The 20058-nt window shown below is 59.5% G+C and carries 15 protein-coding genes; 9 read left to right on the forward strand and 6 right to left on the reverse strand.

Annotated features, from left to right (window positions below):
- Positions 1 to 245 precede the first annotated feature (245 nt).
- From CKO36_RS07635 to CKO36_RS07660, 6 genes are all read left to right on the forward strand, one after another.
- Positions 246 to 1268, forward strand: a complete 1023-nt coding sequence (locus CKO36_RS07635) for a glycosyltransferase family 2 protein (protein ID WP_242469456.1) — start codon at positions 246 to 248, stop codon at positions 1266 to 1268.
- Positions 1269 to 1275: 7 nt separating this feature from the next.
- Positions 1276 to 1689 (forward strand): GtrA family protein, encoded by a 414-nt coding sequence (locus tag CKO36_RS07640; protein ID WP_200282879.1) that lies wholly within the window; start codon positions 1276 to 1278, stop codon positions 1687 to 1689.
- A gap of 13 nt (positions 1690 to 1702) precedes the next feature.
- The gene (locus tag CKO36_RS07645; RefSeq protein ID WP_200282882.1) at positions 1703 to 2503 is read left to right on the forward strand and encodes a class I SAM-dependent methyltransferase; all 801 of its coding nucleotides are present in this window, start codon (positions 1703 to 1705) and stop codon (positions 2501 to 2503) included.
- A gap of 76 nt (positions 2504 to 2579) precedes the next feature.
- Entirely contained in the window at positions 2580 to 4133 is a 1554-nt protein-coding gene (locus tag CKO36_RS07650) for a hypothetical protein (RefSeq protein WP_200282885.1), read from the forward strand.
- Between the two features lie 235 nt (positions 4134 to 4368).
- A complete protein-coding gene (locus CKO36_RS07655; RefSeq protein ID WP_200282888.1) occupies positions 4369 to 4683 on the forward strand; it encodes a hypothetical protein in 315 nt (104 codons plus the stop codon).
- Entirely contained in the window at positions 4680 to 5315 is a 636-nt protein-coding gene (locus CKO36_RS07660; protein WP_200282891.1) for a hypothetical protein, read from the forward strand. The genes CKO36_RS07655 and CKO36_RS07660 overlap by 4 nt, the downstream gene beginning before the upstream one ends.
- 276 nt (positions 5316 to 5591) lie before the next feature.
- Here the strand turns inward: CKO36_RS07660 and hisF are convergent, their stop codons facing one another.
- Together hisF and lptF are read right to left on the reverse strand one after the other, a co-directional pair.
- Complete coding sequence (gene hisF / locus CKO36_RS07665; RefSeq protein WP_200282893.1) at positions 5592 to 7244, reverse strand: imidazole glycerol phosphate synthase subunit HisF; 1653 nt, start codon at positions 7242 to 7244, stop codon at positions 5592 to 5594.
- A 15-nt stretch (positions 7245 to 7259) separates the two neighbouring features.
- A complete protein-coding gene (gene lptF / locus CKO36_RS07670; RefSeq protein ID WP_200282895.1) occupies positions 7260 to 8384 on the reverse strand; it encodes an LPS export ABC transporter permease LptF in 1125 nt (374 codons plus the stop codon).
- A gap of 197 nt (positions 8385 to 8581) precedes the next feature.
- Here lptF and CKO36_RS07675 point away from each other — a divergent pair, with 197 nt between their 5' ends.
- Together CKO36_RS07675 and CKO36_RS07680 are read left to right on the forward strand one after the other, a co-directional pair.
- Positions 8582 to 9406 (forward strand): PilZ domain-containing protein, encoded by an 825-nt coding sequence (locus CKO36_RS07675; protein ID WP_338053441.1) that lies wholly within the window; start codon positions 8582 to 8584, stop codon positions 9404 to 9406.
- Between the two features lie 58 nt (positions 9407 to 9464).
- Positions 9465 to 11279, forward strand: a complete 1815-nt coding sequence (locus CKO36_RS07680) for an AAA family ATPase (RefSeq protein ID WP_200282899.1) — start codon at positions 9465 to 9467, stop codon at positions 11277 to 11279.
- Between the two features lie 27 nt (positions 11280 to 11306).
- Here CKO36_RS07680 and secF read toward each other — a convergent pair whose 3' ends face one another.
- The 3 genes from secF to yajC form a co-directional block, all read right to left on the reverse strand.
- Entirely contained in the window at positions 11307 to 12254 is a 948-nt protein-coding gene (secF, locus tag CKO36_RS07685) for a protein translocase subunit SecF (protein WP_200282901.1), read from the reverse strand.
- Between the two features lie 56 nt (positions 12255 to 12310).
- Complete coding sequence (gene secD, locus CKO36_RS07690) at positions 12311 to 14167, reverse strand: protein translocase subunit SecD (protein WP_200282903.1); 1857 nt, start codon at positions 14165 to 14167, stop codon at positions 12311 to 12313.
- A gap of 74 nt (positions 14168 to 14241) precedes the next feature.
- On the reverse strand, positions 14242 to 14574 hold the full coding sequence (gene yajC, locus CKO36_RS07695; protein WP_200282906.1) for a preprotein translocase subunit YajC: 333 nt from the start codon (positions 14572 to 14574) through the stop codon (positions 14242 to 14244).
- A 197-nt stretch (positions 14575 to 14771) separates the two neighbouring features.
- Here yajC and CKO36_RS07700 point away from each other — a divergent pair, with 197 nt between their 5' ends.
- A complete protein-coding gene (locus CKO36_RS07700) occupies positions 14772 to 15503 on the forward strand; it encodes a tetratricopeptide repeat protein (protein WP_200282909.1) in 732 nt (243 codons plus the stop codon).
- An 11-nt stretch (positions 15504 to 15514) separates the two neighbouring features.
- On the opposite strand, the gene CKO36_RS07705 is transcribed toward CKO36_RS07700, so the two are convergent.
- On the reverse strand, positions 15515 to 20020 hold the full coding sequence (locus CKO36_RS07705) for a hypothetical protein (RefSeq protein ID WP_200282912.1): 4506 nt from the start codon (positions 20018 to 20020) through the stop codon (positions 15515 to 15517).
- Between the last annotated feature and the right edge of the window lie 38 nt (positions 20021 to 20058).

Genomic DNA, 20058 nt, shown 5'->3' on the forward strand with positions numbered 1-20058 from the left:
AATCGCTCAAGCAGAGCGCGTACCATGACCGTGGCAGGCGCGCGTTCAGCAAACCGGTTGAGAACATCATCAAACATCGGTTGTCAACTCCAACTCTAGAAATAATATCCATATTATACAATGAGTTGCATCACCTTAAAAGGGCTGGTCTGGGGTATAATACGACATGATTTCCGGCCGGGCTGCTGACCGGCACCGTTTCTTTACTTCACCAGCTGCCAATATTGCGCGAATGGCCTCTGGAAATGGAAGAACATGATCCCATGGGCGCGAGATCACCCGATTTCATTGTCCCGCCATGCCTGCAAATCGCAGTTATGGTTCCCTGCTACAACGAAGCCGGCGCAATTGGAAAAGTCGTCGCGGATTTTCACCACGCCCTCCCTCAAGCGACTGTTTACGTCTACGATAATAATTCTAATGATACGAGCTGCGGCGAGGCAAGCGCGGCTGGTGCGATTGTTCGTAGCGAGCATCACCAAGGGAAGGGGTTCGTTGTGCGACGGATGTTTGCCGATGTCGATGCCGACATCTATCTGATGGTGGATGGCGACGATACCTACGAGCCAACCGCCGCGCCTGCGATGATCCAGTGCCTGGTCGCTAACAATCTTGACATGGTTATTGGCGCCAGGATCGGATCTGGTGAAGGCCGCTACCGTCCTGGTCATGTTCTCGGCAATCGTTTGCTCTCTGGCCTGGTCAGAATTCTCTTCGCTGACGAATTCACGGATATGCTGTCTGGCTACAGAGTATTTTCACGCCGCTTCGTCAAGTCCTTTCCGCTTTTGTCCGGTGGCTTTGAGATTGAGACTGAACTCACGATTCATGCACTGGAACTCCAAATGCCCATCGCCGAGGTTTCCACCACCTACCGCGAACGTGCAGCGGGCACAGTAAGCAAGCTACGTACTTTTTCTGACGGGGCGCGCATTCTTTGGTTTATCCTTGAGCTCCTCAAGCAAGAGCGCCCGATGCGGACTTTCGGGCTGATCGGGCTTGCGTTGGTGCTGGTAGCCGTCATGATTGCCTACCCCTTGCTGGGCGAATTTCTACGCACCGGCCTGGTTCCGCGTTTTCCAACCGCGATTCTCAGCGTTGGCTTGGTGCTGCTTGGATTTCTGAGTATTGCCTGCGGTTTTATTCTTGATACAGTCACCCGCGGTCGTCAGGAGGCAAAGAGAATGTGTTACTTGAGCATACCTAGCACCAGCACACGACTCGAGATTTGCCGCGCATCAGTGGAACCCACCACCGCCCAACCCTGAATGATCCATGGATCCGGTTTTGCGCCGTTTCGTGGTAATCGGGGGCCTTGGCTTCATCGTCGACGCTGGACTCTTGGCGCTGATGATCTCGGCAGGCAGTGGGCTTTACGCCGCTCGTGCTCTATCCTTCCCGGTCGCGGTGACTGTCACTTGGTATTTCAACCGAATCTGGACTTTTCGAGACGGCGCCACTGATCGTCCCGGCCGTGAATTCGCCTACTACTTAATGGTTCAGATCGTTGCCGCACTGGCAAACTTTGCCGTCTATGCCGCGCTATTGCGTTTCTTATTTGCGGAGCGCGCAAGCATGGCCGTGCCCGCGCTCATTGCTGGAGCTGGGATTGGCTTGGTCATTAACTTCACAGGCTCCAAAGTTATCGTGTTCGTCGACCGCAAGATTGCGAACCCTCATCATGCTTGAAGCGGAGACCGCCATGAACAACACAAGCAACCGTTTCTATGATGGAATTGATAACCTTGACATCATGGAGAAAGCCGAACGATACAATCGGTTTCTGTCCAAACTGGTGGTGTCGAATGCTCGGGGCTTGGTGCCCGTATTAGATTTTGGTGCAGGTACCGGCCTACTAGCCAGGATGATTACCGATGCCGGCATTGAAATTGTGTGCGTAGAGCCTGATCCAGAGTTACGTAAGCGTCTAATAGCAAGGTCACTGAAAACTCATTCACGCATTGAAGACTTGGCTCCGGAAAGCGCGAGCGGCGCATATTCGTTTAACGTGCTTGAGCACATTGAGGACGATCTGGCGGCTGTTCGAGCGATATACAGTCGGCTTACGCCAGGTGGTCTATTTATTGTTTACGTGCCTGCCTTCCCGATGCTTTATGGCCCAATGGATCGCAAGGTTGGGCATTTACGTCGCTATACAAGAGTCTCCCTGTTGGCTGTACTGCGTGCTGCTGGATTCGTCGTAAAGCGCACCGAGTATGTCGATTCGCTCGGATTTCTGGCTTCGCTGGCTCTCAAGTGGCTTGGCGATGACAGCGGGAATCTCAACCTATCAATGGTTCGGTTATATGATCGCTTTGTTTTTCCGATCAGTCGGTTCTGTGATCAGCTTTGGCATCCATTTTTTGGCAAGAATGTTGTGGCCTTTGCCCAAAAGCCGAGCGGCAGCTGCATTGCACGTGACAAGGTTCGTCGCAAGATGCAAGCGCCTGGTCAATTCGATGCCCAAGGGGCTCGTGCTAAAAGCTCATTAGGGAACAGGTAACTACATGAATCCGTTGGCTACATGGTTTGCTGATAGGCCCAGGATCAGACTTCTTTACTGGATAGCGCTTGCACTATTGTCCGCTGCCATTGCCGGGCAGACTGCGGTTATGCTAGGGGCCGACACAAACTGGGATTTGCGAAATTATCACTTGTATAACCCCTTCGCCGTCCTTAAGCACCGCCTTTCCGTCGATCACAACGCTGCCGGCGTACAAACCCATATCAACCCCACGCTTGATTTGATTTTAACCTACCCGGCTTATACCTTGGGCAGCCCAAGGTTCGCGACGCGCATGATGGGTGCCGTTCAGGGGCTGAACTTGGTGTTAATTCTTGCAATTATATTTAGTGTTGCAGGTACAAGCCGCCCGATCTCCTTTAAGTTTCTGCTGTTCGCATTATCTGCCGCGATGCTTGGGATGTCCGGTGCGCTTACAGTCTCAGAACTCGGCACTTCCTTTGGTGACCTCACAACTGCAGTGGTGGTGCTTGCTGGGCTGCTGTTCGCGCTTATTGCGTTTACTGAGGACAGGCATGTGCCCGAGGTGCATTTGCTAGCTTTGGCTGGCTTGCTGGTCGGAGGGGCCGCAGGCCTTAAACTGACCAATGGCATATACTTGGTGGGCCTGGGTGCGGCAACGATCTTTGTGAGTGGCCGAACCTGGCTGAGAACCGGTCTAGCTTTCGGCGGCGGCGCTGTTATTGGATTGCTCGCAACTCATGGGTGGTGGTCGTGGTATCTCTGGCAAGAGACCGGCAACCCCGTGTTTCCGTTCTTCAATTCGATTTTTGGCTCACCCTTGTTTCCCGATATCGACTTTTCCGACGGAAGATTCTTTCCTAAGGACTGGTGGCAATCCTTGTTTTATCCATTCTGGTTTTCCTGGAACAGTCAAACAGCCGAGGTATCTTTTCGGGATTTCAGGTTCCCAATCGCCTACGTACTTGCCATTGCACTTCTGATCAAATTCGCAGCACGGAGGTTCGCGATCGTTTCAACCGATTCCGCCCCACCGCAGAGACGTCTGTTGCTATTTACATTTTTTCTTGTGATCACCTATATCCTTTGGCAGATTATGTTCTCTATCCAACGTTACGCTATCGGTGTCGAGGTCGTGCTCCCCGCCTTTGTACTCGTTGCTGCAGTGGTGCTTATGGGGCGTTTCGGCTGGGGGTTCTTCGCGGCAGCTGCCGTACTTTTAATCTTCTCCACGAAGGTGCCTGACTGGGGACGCATCCATAATGAACACGAGATCAGCCTTTTGGTCACGCAGCAGATCGTTGCTGAGTTTTCGCCGCTTTTGGATGACGCCGTGGTAGTGATGGGCCAGCCACCGATCGCCTATGTTGCGACCGCTTTCCATAACGCACGTTCCACAACCTGGCTCGGTCCGACCTTGACTGAAACGGACCGGAAGGAAGCCTTTCGCAAGGCAAGCGGGCGTAAACGGGTGCTTGCTCTTCGGCGAGAAGGAATGGAAGAAGGCGAGTATATAGCGCAAAGACTGCGAGAACTTAGCCTGCCTCTTTCCGACTCCGATAGCGGTAGCTGTCGAGATTTACGCACCACCCTGGAAACGCTTGTTCTCTGCGAAATAGGAACCATCATGCCCAAACCAGCCCGCTAAAACAGCCATCTTCCGCAACGAGCATCGGATGGTCGCGACAGCGCCGGGCAGAGCCCGGCGCTAGGCCTAGGCCGCTTGCGATGGGCAGGCTAGCTCTCAGAAACGATCAGCATATTCCGTGCTGGAGAGTTGGCTGTCGATCAAGGTGAGCACTGTAGCACCTTGCTCCAACTCGGTTACACTGGAATCGAATTCTGCTTGCTTGGGTCGCCCTCAGTGTTTGTTAGCGGTCTTTGTGCCGTATGAGACCGGTGTTCAGTTGCTCAAGCGCTTGACAGGGGTGTCCGTAGCGCCCGATACACTCTGGCGCTGGGTTCAGCAAGCCGGACAGCGCGCGAGGCGGGCGTTGGAGGAGGCCTTGGCGGCACCGACACCTGAACCGTTAGCAGCGTCGCTGCAAGCGTTGCCGCTGGTGATTGGCGCCGATGGGGTGATGGTGCCCTTTCGCCCTACCCCTGGCACAGCGAAGGGGCCTACCCGTTGGCGCGAGATTAAGGTGGCGATCTTAGCCCGTCTCGGCGAACGCCTGACACGTCGGGGCAAACGGTGAGTCTCCTCCACCAACGCCGCCTGGTGGCTGTCTTAGGCAGCATTGAGGCGTTGGCACCACGGTTATGGCTGGAAGCGGTTCGCCAACAGGTACACAGTACCACTCAGATTGTGTGGCTCAGCGATGGCGGAGCCGGCTTTTGGACCGTCTTCCAGCGCTGTTTCAAAACACTCGCAGCGACAGCGATTCTGGATTTCTACCATGCTGCACAAAACCTTTACAAGGGTGTAAGCGCGTGGCTTGATGGGCGCACCCGCGCCTGCCAGCAGCAATTTATCGACTGGCGTCACCGTCTGCGCCATGGCCAAGAGCAACAAGTGCTGGCCGAGTTGCTCACAGTCGTCGAAGACAGACAGTTACCGGACTCAGCACGCGAGGCATTGACGAAGGTTTACAACTACTTGAAAGCGCACGAAGATCACATTCACTATGATGCCTTCAAGGCGGCCGGGTTACCTATTGGCAGCGGCTTGGTGGAGAGTGCCTGCACGTGGCTGATTCAGCAACGCCTCAAAGGGGTTGGAATGCGCTGGAGCGAGACAGGGTTCAATCATCTACTCCATCTGCGATTGGCGTGGGTGAACCAGCGATTCGATCAGCTGTTTCCGGAAATGCTTCCCTCCCCCAACTAGGGGATGCACCCGAGGCTGACGACGGCCGTTTCGCAGGGCTGGGAGGTCGAACATGACGCTACCGCTGCGCGTGACATAGGCCGGCTGCGCTGATTCTATGTTGTCGGCGACGGAACGAGAGGCGGGGGTGGCGACGGGCCACAGGATGTCGCGTGGTTCGGCGTTAGCCGGTGGAGTCGCCATAACCAGCACGGCCGCCAGTAGGAACCATGCAATGGGTGCGGACAATAGAAAGATGATGAATCGCAATATCATACCCTCTTCATGAGGATGCGCTCAGGCACGAACAATCTCGCCCTTGCCATCCAGCTCAGCCTTGACAGCATCAATAGGCACTTCACGACGATGGAAGATGCCAGCAGCCAGGGCGGCTTCGGCATCCACAGCGTCGAACAGGGCGCTGAAGTGCTCAGGGCAGCCAGCGCCGCTGGAGGCGATGACCGGAATGCGCACGCCTTCGCGGACCATGCGCAGCAGTTCCAGGTCAAATCCGCGGCCACTGCCGTCGCGGTCGATGGAGTTGACCAGGATTTCTCCAGCACCCAACTGCTCGCAGGCCTGGACCAGTTGCAACACGTCGAGATCGCGACCTTCACGTCCGCCCTTGATGGTGCACTGGAACCAACAGTAACGCTCACCCTGGGGGCCAGGTTCCTGAGTTTCAATGCAGTGATGCGGTGTCGCCGCTGGCGAGTCGACATAGACCCGACGTGGATCAACCGAGATGACCACCGCCTGGTTGCCGTAGACCTGCGCGATCTGCTCGATAGCACTGCTCCCGTCGCCCTGCCCGCCGCATGCATGGAAGGCTTCGGCAATCAGCACCGCCTCGGAGCCAATCGACACCTTGTCCGCGCCGGAGCGGAAATACTCGGCGGCGACATCCAGCGCTGAATAGTGGCGCCCGTCCTGATCGACAAAGGCGCGAATGCCACCGCCGATGGTGAGCGGGACGAAAATCTCCTCGGAAGCACGCCGCAACACCTTAAGCATAGGCTGATCGGCAAGGGGGAAATCCCGGAAGGCGGTGATGTTCAAAAAGGTAATCTCATCGGCGCCCTCGGCATAGTAGCGCTTGGCCAATTCGACGGGTTTGCCCAGGTTGCGCACCTCGCCCTGTTCGCGCACGTCGTATTGATCCCCCTTGGTCACCACCAGATCGCCCTGATCATTGGTGCGCACATCCAGGCAGGCAATGATGCGCCGGGCCAAGGCGGTTGAGGTCGGTTCGGCGAGAGGATCCGGTAATACCGGAGAGTCTGACAGAGGCTGTGCGGAATGGCTCCGTGGCTGACTCAGCGGCCGGGGATTCAGGGTGCATTGGCCGGCCAGAAAGCGCCTCAGCACTTCCAGCCCGGCGGCGCCGCTTTTCTCCGGGTGGAATTGCACCGCCGCCACTTCGCCCTGCTGCACGGCGCTGATAAAGGGGCGTCCGTAATCGGTTTCGGCCAGCACCCAGTCGCGATTGCGCGCCTCGGGCTCGGCAAAATAAGAGTGCACGAAGTAGAAGCGGTGCGCGTCGGCATCCTCAAGCAGCTCACACTCAGCTTGTTGCAAACGCAAACCGTTCCAGCCCATGTGTGGCACCGAGCGATGGCTATTGTCGAAGCGCCGCACCTGCCCGGGAATAATTCCCAACCCCGGCACGCCGGGGGATTCCTCACTCCCCTCGAACAGTGACTGCAAGCCAATACAGATCCCCAAAAAGGGCCGCCCGGCCAGCAGAAACTCGCGCAGCGGGGCTTCAAAACCCTGTTCGCGCAGTCGCTGCATAGCTGGTCCAAAGGCGCCAACGCCAGGGAAAATCAGCCGCTCAGCGGCCAGGATGTCCTCAGGGGCACGGATTTCGCTCAGCGGATAACCGAGTGCAGCAATGGCATTGCGCACACTGCGCACGTTACCAGCACCATAGTCAAGCAGGGCAATCATGACAGCATTCTGTCCTTAATAAACACGATAGCGAGAATAAATAAATGACCACAGCCGCTGAATTCTAACAGCTTGCCAGAACGCGCGTGGGGCCAGCAGCGCAAACACCAGCAGCACCACCAGGGGTTGATACCACAAACTGCCCAGCCAGGCCGGCGTGACCCCCAGGTTGCACCAGTCTTCCGCCAAACGTTGCAGATTGAAAAAAGCGAAATAGGTGACCAGCGCCAGCATCAGTCGCCCACTGCCCGTCTGCCGGGGTGAGGTGGCGGTTAAGGGGATCGCGATCAGCGCCAGGGCAAAGAGCGCCAGCGGATTGGCGATGCGATGCTGCAACTCAACCCAGTCGCTGGGATCCTCGGAATCCAATAGATCCATCGTCTTGCGGCTGGACTCTTTGCTGCGCGTCACCGGGCCGGGCTCAGGCGAGTCCAGCTGCAGCTGGTAACGATCAAAGGCACTGATACTAAAGCTCGCCGTACCCGGCGCGCCGTCGTAACGCCGCCCTTGTTGCAGCACGATCGAACGCTCACCCCCGTTCCTGGTTTCCTGATAGTAGCCCAGATCGGCCAACACCAGGCGCGGCGTAGCCGCGCGGTGATCGCGCAGAAAAACACCCTGCAAACGCTTGTCAGCATCGAAGCGGGCAGCATAAAAGGTGATGGCACCGCCGTCAGGTTGATAGAAGCGCCCGGCCTGCAAACCGGCGATCTGCGTGGCCTGATCGCCCTGCAAATGGCGAATCACCTGGATTTTTGCCGAGGCTTCAGGTTGCACCACCAGCGCCAGCCAGGCAGTCAGCAGCGCCAGTGGCACAGCTAAATACAGCAGCGAGCGATAGATGCGCACCGAGCCGACGCCGCAGGCCTGCAAGGCAATGAGTTCGCTGTCGCGCGCCATACGCCCGAGCGCGACCAGCGCGGCGAGAAAAAACGCCGGCGGAAGCAAATGACCGCTGTCGCGCAGCAATTGGTAGCTCAGATAGCGCCAGGCCGTCTCGGTGTTGAGCGCACCCAGGTTGACTTCTTCGAGGCTGCGCAAAAACAGCACGCTTGCAGTAATCACAAAAAGGGTTGCGACAATCGCCGCAAACACTTTGGCGACTTCCAGCATCACATAGCGATCAATGACGGTCAACATTGGCGCGAGGGCATCCTTTAAGAAGTATTTGTGGCGCGTTTTGCGCTTTTTACTTGCGGCCGGGGGTTAGGATATGACAAAAGTGGCCGTCAGAATCATAATCCATCCTGCAACAAGCGATCATGCGCCCCGGTTTGATGCCTTGGTTTGATCGCCTTGATAAGGCCATTACAAGAGCGGCTACGAGACTTTAGCTTATGGAAGACCGGCGCCTACACCCCAGATTTGGCTGCAAACTCAGAACTGGTGTGCGTTTTCCTGACGGTCATACCGAGCTGCTATGGGCTGAGGATATTTCTCACTATGGCCTGAGCATTCACGCCGACAAGCCGCAACGGGTTGGCGTCAAACTCCGGGTGCTAGTGTTCATGTTTAACTCTCAGCTTGGCAAGGAGGTCCATGCTGAACTCGTTGTCCAGGTTGTCAGTTGCGTGCTGGACAGCACCACGGCGGATTTTCGCCTGGGCTTAAAAGTGGAAGAGTTCATTGGCGATGCCGAGGAACACCTGCTCGCTCAAATCAATGCCTTATCCAAGCCAATGCAGACCGGTACCACGAGCAAGGGGCAGTACAATAAGCACGATCCCCTGTTATCCATGTCCGTCCCCACCAGTTTTCCTCTGCACCGCCGGGTCAAGCTCGCACTGGCCAACGGCAGCAATCTGATCGGCTGGACAGAGGACGTTACGCCCAACTACATGCGTATTGCCCTGTCGACCAAGCTCGACGACAAGTCAGTGCACGGGATCAACATTCCAGTCATATTATCCAATGAACCGGAAATCATCTCTGTCCACGCCAAGGCGCGCGTTGAATCGGTGGTCTTCCGACCCATGGGTGCCTTTGCAACCAATTTTTCGATCTTCGATTACAAGCAGGACGGTCTCAATCAGTTGCGTGCAGAGCTGCGGGAACGCTTCCCGATGATTGCGCAGGATACTACTTCAGATGCGCTCGAGGACGCCGCAGAAGATGACACCGAGGCCCTGCCCTTCCTGGGCGACATGGGCATCTATAATTAATGCGCATGCTGTATTCGCGTCTTGATCAACGCACTCTCCCGAGTCACCAGAAACAACCATGCCTCTGACAGCGGAATGCCTCAAACGCCTGTCGCTTCAGGAACAGCCGTTCGCCCCCGATTCGCGCGGCGCTTTCCTGTACCGCGACGCTCAGATGCAAGATCAACTAGGGCGCATGCAGCAGACGCTGGTAAAGCCTGGCGCCATTTTGTTGCTCAGTGCCAGCAGCGGTGCCGGGCGCAGCATCCAATTGATGCGATTGCTCAGTGCCTTGCCGAAACATTTCGAGATCATCGCCTTTCGCGGCCGCAACAATACCAGCTTTGCGTCCGTTGAAGTCACGATTCGCAAACACCTGAAAACACATGGGGAAAACGACCCCAGCCGGCCATTGAATGAACTGCTGATTGAGCGCGGACATCGTAAAATCAACACCGTGATTGTGGTGGATGACGCGCACTTGCTGGGCTCGGATATTCTGCGGCAGTTACTCAAGCTGGGAGAGGACGCCAATGGGGCCACCCATCGCGGACCCCGCCTGCTGCTGATGGGCGATGCAGTCCTGGGGCGCAATTATCCACGCATGCTGATCGTAAACGACACGCGCCAGGTCCGGCATATCAGCCTGCCACCCTTTACCCAGGAACAGGCAGCGGCTTATCTGCGCCACCGCCTGACAGCAGCCGGCAATGCTGCTATAGCGAAATTATTTACACTGGATGTCGTTACCAAACTGCACAAAAGCAGTCGCGGCCTGCCCAGGGATCTGAACACTGTCGCTGAGCAGTGGCTAAGCGAGAACTGCCAGCCACCAGAACAGACAGAAGCAACGGCTGCGGCAGCTGTTGCAACCGCAGCAGCAGAGGAGGAGAAACCGAAAGAGCATCCACCAGCGGAACCAGCAGCAGAAGAAGGAGCGACGACGGCACCAGAAGCCGCACAGGAAACATCTTCAGAGCTGGAAGCGGACTCTGAACCGGAAGCACCGTCAAATTTAGACGAGACCGCGCCGTCCACGCATGCCCCACCAGCGCCTGAAAAAACAGCCCCAAAAGATCGCAAAGCGGCCGTCGCGTTTTGGAAACAACCTTGGTTTCTCGCAACGGCGACCAGTCTCGGACTCGGTGCGTTTGTTTTCCTGCTGCTACCCAGCCTGTCGGATAACAAGTTTTCCTTCGAACAACTGTCGCTTGGTGGAACAACCGCCAACCCCTCCCAGCAGCCAGCGGATGACGCCAATGGCGATGCAGCCGATTCTGGTGGCGATACCAATGCCGACGCGACCGCCACCGCGCCAGACACCCCGGAGAATGAAGCCACTCCCGACGCACCTCAGGGTGATAACACCGCAGAGACTGCAAACCGCACGCCTGAGGGAAAGACCGCAGCAAGCACGCAACCACCCGCTCCTGATGAGCAAACCTCACCGGAGACCACTAGGCCACCAAAGGCGGCTAACCGGCCACAAGCGTCCTCAACTTCTGCCAGTGCAACACCACCAACAGAGCATCGAGAGCCAGAACAAAACCAGACACCAGCAGCATCCGAGGAGCCAACCACTACTGAGGCAATGCTCAATCAGCAGCGGGCCTACACGCGTGCCGATCTTAGCTGGCTCGCGCAACAAGACCCCAACCACTACACCATACAGCTGATTGCCCTGCCGAAAATTGCTGCGGTCAAAGACTATATCAACACCCATTTGCTTGAGGGTGCGCGGGTCATCTCAACCCGCTCGCTGGCGATTGCAGTCTATGGCAGCTTCCCGGATATCAACAGCACCATGGTGGCACTGACCAAAATACCCCAGGACATGCTCGCTCAGGGCTATTGGATTCGCACCATTGCAGACGTACAGGCCGAGGTACGCTAAGCAAAAAACCCTGACGGGTTCGAGTCGTCAGGGCCGATCATCCAACAACTCCCCTTCCTTGACGGCTGGCAGAAGATCCGTGCGACTGATGCCCAGCCAAATCGCCATGGCGGTGGCGATAAAGATGGTCGAGTAGGTTCCAACTACCACGCCAATAATCAGCGCGATGGAAAAGCCACTGATCGCCGCACCACCAAGAAAATACAAGGCCAGCAGCACCAGCAGCGTGGTACCGGAGGTCACAATGGTGCGCGAGAGGGTCTGATTGATAGAGCGGTTAGCGATCTCGATCACCGTGCCCTTGCGCATCTTGCGGAAATTCTCGCGGATGCGGTCAAAAATCACGATGGTGTCGTTTAGGGAGTAGCCAATCACCGCCAGGACGGCGGCCAATACGGTTAGATCGAAGGGAATGGCGAAAATAGAGAACAGGCCAATGGTAAACACCACATCATGAATAATGGCCACCACGGCACCGGCGGCAAAGCGCCACTCGAAACGCAGGGCGACATAAATCAAGATGCCGATCAGTGAGAACAGCACCGCCAGGCCGCCCTGCTCACGCAACTCCTCGCCCACCTGCGGGCCGACGAATTCGACCCGGCGCAGTTCCACGTCCTCCCCGGCCTGCTGCGTCAGAATGCGCAACACCTGATCGCTCAGCTCAGCGCTGGCGACATCCTCATCGCGCGGTGCGAGGCGAATCAGTACATCCTGGCGCGAGCCGAAATATTGCACCACGGCGTCGTTAAAGCCCTCATCGGCCAGAGCCTGGGTAACACCCGCCAGTTCCGCCGGCTGCTGGTAACCGACCTCAATGACCGTACCACCGGTGAAATCAAGGCCAAAATTAAAACCTCGCACCAGGATCGACAGCAGAAACACCACCATGAGCGCCCCGGAACCCATCGCCGCGATCTTGCGCTTGCTGATAAAGTCGATATTGAGTTCTTTCGTCAGTTGGGCGTGCGCCATGCAGTTCTCCGCCTGGTAAAAATACCGTTCCTAAAAAGACCGTTCCTAAAGGATACCTAGATGGCCAGCGTCTTCACCCGGCGCCCGCCGTAGATGAGATTGATCAGGGCGCGCGAGCCAAGGATGGCCGTGAACATGGAGGTCAGGATGCCAATGAAGAGCGTCACCGCGAAGCCCTTGATCGGCCCGGTACCAAAACTGAACAGCACCACGGCAGCAATCAGGGTGGTGACATTGGCATCGACAATGGTCGATAAGGCTTTGTCGTAGCCGGCATGAATGCTGGCCTGCGGTGAGCTGCCATTGCGAATTTCCTCACGAATACGCTCGAAAATCAGTACATTCGCATCCACCGCCATACCGACGGTCAGCACAATGCCGGCAATGCCAGGCAGGGTGAGTGTGGCTTGCAGCACCGACAGCACTGCCACGATTAGCACCAGATTGACCACTAGCACCAGATCCGCCACCAATCCAAACAGTCGGTAGTACAGCGCCATGAAGGCCACCACTGCCGCCAGACCGATCAGGACCGACTCAAAGCCCTGATCGATGTTATCCTGCCCCAGGCTGGGGCCAACGGTGCGCTCCTCGACGATTTCGATCGGCGCGGCCAGGGCACCAGCGCGCAGCAGCAATGCCAGAGTGTGCGCTTCTTCGCTGCTGTCAAGCCCGGTGGTCTGAAACCGTCGACCAAAGGGCTCCAAAATGTTGGCGACGCTGATAACTTCTTCGGTGCGCTCGCGTGTTTTCACCGGCTTGCCATCAACCATGCGGGTGACGGAACGGTTCTCGATGAAGACCACGGCCATGGGTTTGCTGACATTTTCCGTGGTGACATTGCGCATGCGCCGCGCGCCTGGGCCGTCGAGACTGACAAAGACCGCCGGCGAGCCAGACTGCTGATCGAACCCGGCAGAGGCATCGGTAATCTGATCGCCGGTGACGATCACCCGGCGCTTGAGCAGAATTGGCTGACCATCGCGCTTTTTGTACAGGGCCGCACCGACCGGCACGCGCCCGTCCAGGGCATCCTGCACGCTGTGCTCAGTATCGACCAGCCGGTACTCCAGCGTGGCGGTCGCACCCAGCAGCTCTTTCAGGCGTCCGGGATCCTGTGCGCCCGGCAACTGCACCACAATGCGCCGCTCGCCTTGGCGCTGAATAATGGGTTCGGCCACGCCGAGGGCATTGACGCGATTGCGCAGGGTGGTGATGTTCTGCTGCAAGGCAAAACGCTTGACTTCCTCGCGCTGCGCCGGCGGCAGTGAGCCGGTAACATAGAACTCGCCCTCGCGCTCGCTGGTCTCAACCGTAAGGTTGGGAAACTCGCGGTGAATCCGCTTCGCCGCCTGATCACGGGTAGCCTCATCGCGGAAACGCACCTCAACCTTGTCACCTTCGCGCAGCACGGTGACATAGCGAATTTTGGCCTTACGCAGCTCGGTGCGAATGTCGCCGGTATAGCGCTCCACCGCCTGTGCCAGCGCCGCTTCCATATCGACATCAATCAGGACATGGATGCCACCGCGCAGGTCCAGGCCCAGAAACATCGGCTGGGCGCCAATGGCTTTGAGCCAGCCCGGCAGATCCGGCGACAGTGTCAGCGCGCTACGATAGCGATCCGCCAGGGTGTTCTGCATCACCTCCAGCCCGGCGAGCTGCTCGCCGGAACTGCGAAAGCGCGCTAGCAGATGATCCCCCTCCAAAGACTCAACATCCTTAACCGGCACCCCGGCATTCTCGAAAGCCGCGCGAATCTCGGCGACACTGGCGTCGTTGATCTGGTTACCACGCTCGGCGGTAATTTCAATGGAGGGATCCTGGGAGAACAGATTGGGCAGCGCGAGCAGCAGCCCGGCCAGGATCACGGCCAGAATCAGCAGATTCTTCCACAGAGGATAATGATTCATTGCAGCGTGGTGGCAAGAGCGGTCGTTAATGGATCAGTCAGATAGAGCGCGAGCGGACCAAAAAGCGCCTTCCCTTACAGTTCTTTCAGAGACCCCTTCGGCAGCACAGCCTCGACCGAGGGACGTCGAATCTTAATGGTTACACCATCGGCCACCTCCAGCTGGGCGAAGTTATCGCCAAGCGCGACAATGCGGCCGGCCATGCCACCCATGGTGATGACCTCGTCGCCCTTGCTCAGCCCATCGACCAGCGCCTTATGCTCTTTCTGGCGCTTAATCTGCGGGCGAATCATCAAAAAGTAGAGAATGACGATCAGACCGATCGGAAACAGCAATCCAAAGAGTGAATTGGCTGGGCCGGCAGCACCTTCAGCCTGGGCCAGCGCATCGGAAATGAAAAAACTCATTGTTTGTCTCTCCACACGGCGCCCGGCGCCGCTTAGCAAAAATCAGCGCGCAACTATAGCACAGGTCAAGGCGTTTTCGCGCCTGCCTTGCGCAGGGCGTCAAGTTTTTGGGTTATGCGGGCGTTAACAGTGGAAATCATCAATCAATTCGCACAAACTGGAAGAGAACCCCTGAAGCCCTTGAGGACCCCACCACCATGGCCGAGATTTTCACGCCCACCGACGCCTCGTCCGAGGCCACATCCACGCTGAGCGAAGACGCCAAGCGCGTCGCCGAAGAGCGCATGATTCCCCTCGAACTTGCGGAAATGATGAGCCAGGCCGACCAACTCCAAAACGAGGGCAAGCTTGCCCAGGCCGAAGAAGCCTATCGTGACGTGCTGAACCAGGATCCCTACGAACCCATCACCTTAAACCAGCTTGGCGTACTGAAAATCAACAGCGGCGATCCCGAAGCAGCGCTGACCTTCATCCGCCGCGCCCTGGCCTCGGAGCCGGATGCCTCTGAGTATCATTACAATCTCGGCGTGGCACTCGCGCAACTGCAGCGCACCGAAGAAGCCGCTGCCGCCTTTGACCGCTGCCTGGAGCTCAACCCCAATAACGCCGCCGCCTGCAACAATCTCGGCGCGATGCTGATGCTGCATGAGCAAACCGAGGCCGCCACCGCCGCCTTCCTGACTGCCATCAAGCTCAATCCGCAAGATGCTGGCGCCTACAGCAATCTCGGTCGCCTGCTAGCGCAGACCGGTAATCATGAAGATGCCGCGACCATGCTCGAACAAGCGATCAATCTGAATCCCACCGATCCCAATGCCTGGCAGATACTCGCTGATATGCAGGCGGCCCATGGTCAACAACAGGATGCAGACAGCAACCAGGCGGTCGCGCAATCACTGACCTCCGCCGCTGAGCAGCCATCGCATTAAGCCGATGACTTTTAAAGATCGACGCTCAGCGACTCCTTGGCGCCGGTCGGCGGCGCCCGGTGTGCCGGACGCTGGCCTGACTTAAACAGCGTCGGCAGCGGGCGCCACAATAACGGCTGCGAGAATGCCTGCCAGCCCCAGCGCAGCCAGTCGAGCAGGCGCACCGCCAGCCACAGCGCCCAGGCCAGCATCAGCAGCCGATACACCAACCGGGGTACCGAGACCACCAGCCCCTCACCAAGCGCCGGGCCGCTGCGATCCAGATACCAGCGCAAGTGCTCAGAGGTCGAACCGTTGCCGAGGATCTGCATGCGCGGCGAACCAAGCAATCCCTGCTGTATGGCCGCCAGCAGCCCCAGCAAGGCCAGCAGCGTCCAGCCAAGCAGAGCCAGTTGTGCCAAATCGAAGCGCCAGGCCGACAGCTGCTCAAGCCGCGCTGGCGCCAGTTGCTGTCGCCAGCCCAGCGCCAGCAGCCAGCCAACCACCAGCACACTGACCCAGGGGTCGGCCTGACTCAAGCCGATACCAAGCAGCAGCCAGTCGAAACCGTGCAGGGGCGTCAGACGCAGCCGCGCCAAGCCCCAGGCCAGCAGCCCCAGCACCACCAGCTGACTCCAAAACAGCACGGCTGGCCCCAGCCCAGCCCCCTGGGTCCAGAGCACCCAGCGATCTGCGCCCAGCTGTATCTCAGTGGTGGCGTTCACGCTGCCAACGCCAAGCTCGACCGGTGCCGGACGATAGGCCAGTCTGAGTCCACCCGGCTGCTGCCAGGCGAGTTGCAGCGACTGCACACCAGGCACCAGCGGCACATCGACCTGCCCCTCTTTCAGTACCAGGCCACGCGCCTGATCATTGATGCGCACTTCCAGGCGTTCGGCCCCAGGCGGCAGCCGGAGACGATACTGACCGCCCTGGCTGCTGCGAACCTTCAGCCATAGCTGTGCTTCGCTGGCGCGGCGTCCCGGCTTAAGTGCATAGCGACTCTGATCCAGCGTCAGCGTCGGCCCTGGCACAGCCTCCGGACGGCTCAGATCAAGCGCCAGCGCCTCGCCCGGCCAGGGACGCCACAGTCGCGCCGGGGTCGGGAAGCCGGCGCGCCCCGCACGCGCAGCGGCACAATCATTCGCCACCGCTGCCAGACCCAAGGTTTCCAGATGCCAATAGGGACTGACGCCGATGCACCAGGTTTCCACTAGGCGCGGGTCGCGACTCGCTCGCAGTTCAAAGTGATCCATCGGCGCCAGACGCGACGACCAGGTCAGCTCCTGCTGTGTGGGCGCCAAAGACAGCAGCAGGCGCTCATCCACCACCTGCGCCTCGGCACTGGTCACCGCCTCCCCCGGCAGCAGCGGCAGCCCCAGGCTCACCGCAGTCCCGGTCGGCGATAGCCGACGCACACGACTGCGCAGCTCCCAGGTCAACCCTAGATGCAGATCGCGCTCCAAGCGCAGTAGCGGCACGAGCGCCGTCCCTGAGACGCTTGAGGCCTCAGATTCCTGTGCTGTCGTGGTAGACACCGACACCAGGCGCAACTGCAAACCCGCCTGACCATCGGAGCGCAGACCTTCGAGCCGCCAAGACGGCTCCAGCTCGGTGGTCACCAGACGCGGCGGCAAGGGCAGAGGCAGCTCAATGCGCCCGGCCGCATCCAGGGGGCCGGTCAGTTCCAGCTGATGCCGCCCGGTGGTCACCGGCACCAGCCGCTGGCCATCCTGAGTGCGCCGCGCCAGTAACACTTCGGCCCCATCAAGCCACATCTGCTCCGGCAACCAAGTGGACTCCCCACCCGGCAAGGGTAAGGCACCAGCGGCGCCAGCGGCCACCGTCAGTTGCAAGCGCAACTGCCCGTCCTGCACCTCGACATGCAGTCGGCTGAGCGTAATACAGTCCGGCCAGCAGGGCGGCGCTTGCAGCAGCTGCTCACGCAGTTCCGTCAGCAAGGCCGGCGGCGGAAAGCCGGCAGCATCGGCAAGGGACGCACGGGCTGAAGATGCACTGACAGAAGACGCAATGGCCGGCGCAACCGCAGGCTCAGGCTCGCTGGCCGCGTGCGCCGGAGCCGGCAACAGACAGGCGACTCCTGCAACTCCCCAGCTCATCACTCCCAGGAGTACCACCCTTGGCGCCTGAGCACCCAGCGCACCCCAGGACTTAGCCAGCACACGCCTTGCATCCAGCACAGTCGCCCCGCCACCGGCCACCTTGAGCGCCAGAGCCGGCAACAGCAGTACAGCGGCGCAGGCAAGCAGCAAACCCATCAGCGGCGATAACAACCACAGATGAATCACATGGTCAGGCGCCACCGGCCCGTTCCATTCCAGCCGCACCGGGTTCCAGTTCCAGTCCGGCACCCCAGCCCCGGTCTGGAGCACCGCTCCAGGCGGCGGCGTGCGCAAGGGCGCTGGCGCGGCGGATTTGGCGACCGATGCCCAGCGGGTGTCGCTTGGTGCCCGGCTGAGCGCGACCTCGTCTGAGCTGACGCGATCTACGGACTGAGCGCCTACCAAAGGCGTAGCACTCGATGTGATGTTCAGCTGAGGATAGAGTCCATCGCGCATCTGCATGATCAAAAAGGGCAAGGAAATCAGCACCAACACCAGCAGCGCGCCTCGCCCGTACCACTGCACCAGGGTGCGCGCACGCTCCAGGGCGCGCGGCACGGAGCCCTGGGGTTCCGAGCGCTGCGGCAGCAACCGCAGCAATGCAGCTGCCGCGAGCAAATGCAGCCAGACGATCCGTGGCGCCCCCGGCTCCTGCCAGATCAGTGTCAGAGTCAGCAGCGCCAGTACCCCCCAGCGCCAGCCCCATAGACGCGTGCTGGCCAGGGCACCGATTAACACCAAAAACAAATCCAGCAACGACCAGCGCGCCAACCAGCTATGAGGTCGATTATCCACCCCGGTGACCGCGAGCAGTTGCCAACCCGGTGGCAAATGCAGATCGGCCTCAATGTGCTCAAAGGGGACTGTCCAGCCGGAAGCTGGCAGACGGGTACGCACAGCTTCCAGGCGGCCATCGGCAATCAATGACAGCTTCTCCCCGCGCACTTCGACGCCACTCAGGGTGCCAGTGCCAGTGCCGGTACCCGTGTCAGTACCAGCACCGCCAACAGCCTCAGCCATCACTTCAACATTGGCATCGGCACCGGTATCAGCCTCAACATCTAAATCAGTTGCTGCCGCGTCACTGGACGGCGGCCAGCGGGTGATCAGACGCGGCTCGCCATCGACCTGCACCTGCCCCAGCTCCAGAGGCGCCTGCACTTCCAGGCGACTTAGCCCCGCCAGCTCGCCATTGATACGGTCACGCAGGCTGTAGCCGTTGCCACTGAAATCAAGCCACAGCTCCCGCGTCAGACGCAGCCGCTCACGCCCGGCGCGCGCCTGCGGCAAGGGATTCAGCACCAGCGTCTCGCCGGCATTCAGTACATAGGCTGGCAGATGCTGCCAGGCCGAGGGCAGGCGCGCCTGGCGTGGATCAACCGCCTTGGCCCCACTCAGCTCAACCTGACGCAGCGTCGGAGCGGCGCGGAAGCTCCAGACCTCTCGCGCCGGCCAGGGCGCTTCGGCCTCCTGAAGCGCAAAGCGCGTCGGGCGCCCCGGATAGCGCGCCTCGATTTCCACCACCCAGTGACCGGGGCGCAGCTGCAACTGAAAACGGCCCGCTGCATCAAGCCGCGCCGGCAACGCACTGGCGATACGCAAGGGCAAGGCCTCCGGCAACACCGCACCGCTCAGCGTCAGCTCGCGCGGCTGGCCCGACACCTCAAACTCCAGACGAGTCGTGAGGCGCACGGGCACCCCATCGGCCAGCAAGCGGGTAACATTCAGCGCCAGTCGGTCCCCGCGCCCCACCGCATCCGGTGGCAAGGCCGGTGCCGCCGTCGGCGCATCGCTCAGCCACAGCCGTCCGGTGGCATCAATACGCGGCGCAGATACCTCGGACTGATCCAGGCGCAGTCGCACCGAGGCACGCAGCTCCGGCAGTTGCAGGCCATCGGGCAATCGCGACCAGAGAAAACGCCCGCTCAGCTCATGGCTCCCGACCGGCAAAAATAGCGCCGGGCGGCCCTGGCGCTCCAGCACCGGCCAGGACGCATCATTGACCTGCACCTGCTGAGGCCAGGCCTGCGCATCCCCCGGCAGCGGCACCCAGCGCGGCGCATACAGACGCCAGTGCTGCGTAAAGCGCGCGCCGCTGTCACTCACATCCAGGTGCAGCAGACCCGGCCAGCGACACAGCCGCTCCGACCCGGCCCCTTGGCCTGATTCCTGATCCGCAACCGGCCCCGGCGCCAGCGGACAGTGGCGCCAGTCAGCATCGCGCAACACCCAGGACACCCAAGGCGCCAACAGTGGCGGAATATCTCCAGCATCCGGCATAGCGGCGCTGGACGGCTGCGGCGCCAGCAGCCCCGTCAAAGCCAACAGCACCAGCCAGACGGCCATCATCAGCCGGCCAAAGCCACCGGTCAGCCAAGCACGCGCCCGCTTAAAGGTCGCTGAGGTCTGTTGCATGTCGGAAGGCCCTCTGCCAGGATGCCTGAGATCGGGAA

The organism is Rhabdochromatium marinum (assembly GCF_016583795.1).
GTDB classification, from domain to species: domain Bacteria; phylum Pseudomonadota; class Gammaproteobacteria; order Chromatiales; family Chromatiaceae; genus Rhabdochromatium; species Rhabdochromatium marinum.

Excerpts from the sequence above, each read along its gene's own strand:
- CKO36_RS07635 (WP_242469456.1), top strand. The coding sequence starts at position 246 with ATGGAAGAACATGATCCCATGGGCGCGAGATCACCCGATTTCATTGTC.
- CKO36_RS07640 (WP_200282879.1), top strand. The coding sequence starts at position 1,276 with ATGGATCCGGTTTTGCGCCGTTTCGTGGTAATCGGGGGCCTTGGCTTC.
- CKO36_RS07645 (WP_200282882.1), top strand. The coding sequence starts at position 1,703 with ATGAACAACACAAGCAACCGTTTCTATGATGGAATTGATAACCTTGAC.
- hisF (WP_200282893.1), bottom strand. The coding sequence starts at position 7,244 with ATGATTGCCCTGCTTGACTATGGTGCTGGTAACGTGCGCAGTGTGCGC.
- lptF (WP_200282895.1), bottom strand. The coding sequence starts at position 8,384 with ATGTTGACCGTCATTGATCGCTATGTGATGCTGGAAGTCGCCAAAGTG.
- CKO36_RS07675 (WP_338053441.1), top strand. The coding sequence starts at position 8,582 with ATGGAAGACCGGCGCCTACACCCCAGATTTGGCTGCAAACTCAGAACT.
- CKO36_RS07680 (WP_200282899.1), top strand. The coding sequence starts at position 9,465 with ATGCCTCTGACAGCGGAATGCCTCAAACGCCTGTCGCTTCAGGAACAG.
- secF (WP_200282901.1), bottom strand. The coding sequence starts at position 12,254 with ATGGCGCACGCCCAACTGACGAAAGAACTCAATATCGACTTTATCAGC.
- secD (WP_200282903.1), bottom strand. The coding sequence starts at position 14,167 with ATGAATCATTATCCTCTGTGGAAGAATCTGCTGATTCTGGCCGTGATC.
- yajC (WP_200282906.1), bottom strand. The coding sequence starts at position 14,574 with ATGAGTTTTTTCATTTCCGATGCGCTGGCCCAGGCTGAAGGTGCTGCC.
- CKO36_RS07700 (WP_200282909.1), top strand. The coding sequence starts at position 14,772 with ATGGCCGAGATTTTCACGCCCACCGACGCCTCGTCCGAGGCCACATCC.
- CKO36_RS07705 (WP_200282912.1), bottom strand. The coding sequence starts at position 20,020 with ATGCAACAGACCTCAGCGACCTTTAAGCGGGCGCGTGCTTGGCTGACC.